This window comes from Bacillus cereus group sp. BfR-BA-01356, from assembly GCF_022663635.1.
Taxonomy (GTDB): Bacteria; Bacillota; Bacilli; order Bacillales; family Bacillaceae_G; genus Bacillus_A; species Bacillus_A cereus.
In genome coordinates this window covers 1-784 of record NZ_JAKUFX010000284.1, presented here as the reverse complement: position 1 = coordinate 784, position 784 = coordinate 1, and the positions used below count along the sequence as shown (strand labels likewise).

Here is a 784-nt window from a genome sequence, read left to right as displayed (position 1 = left end):
TACTCTTTGGTATAGTGGCCATATTGTCCGTTACAGAGAAGAAATCTTAAAGTGGGTACAAAAATACGAATATAAAAATCATAAGTTGCAAAAGTGGTTTAATAGCCAAGAAGAACAGATATACCCTGATGTGGAAATTGGACCGCATATTGAGCATAAAGAAATGGTCCGGATTAAGGGGAAAGATAGAACGTTAAATGGTATCATTATTGGTCCAATTGGTTCTGGTAAAACATCAAGTTTAATTATTCCTATGATAAATCAAGATTTACACTGGATGGTGCGTTTCATAAATAAGTTCGAAACTGCGTATAAAAAGAACGATTATGATACAGAAGAAGTAAAAGGAACATTTTTAAATGGTGTCACTGTTATTGAACCCAGTAATGATTTATGTCAAAAGGTATATAAATTAGTTCAAGCACATAAGATTCCTGCAAGCTCGGTTTACTACATTGATCCAACCAATCCTGATACCAAAAATATAAACATTCTGCGTGGACCGGTTGATAAAGTAGCAGAAGTTTTCGCAATGGTTATTCAAGGTTTGTCTGAATCTAACAATGCATTCTTTGAACAAGCGCAGCGTAACCACCTTAAGCAACATATCTACTTATTAAAACTGCATAATCCACAAAAAGATGTCACCTTCGACGATTTGATCGAGATGTATGTGCGCCCATAAGGGTAGATTTAGAATTGATTAAATAGCACTAATCTAGGTTAACTCACGAAAGACCTATTACCAATCACCTCACCTAGAAGGGAAACCTAAAGGGGAAAA

1 pseudogene is annotated in these 784 nt (G+C 35.2%); it reads left to right on the top strand.

Annotation, left to right across the window (positions count from 1 at the left end):
• A pseudogene (locus tag MR168_RS33025) lies at nt 1-685 on the top strand (conjugal transfer protein TraG); the annotation flags it as partial.
• Between the last annotated feature and the right edge of the window lie 99 nt (nt 686-784).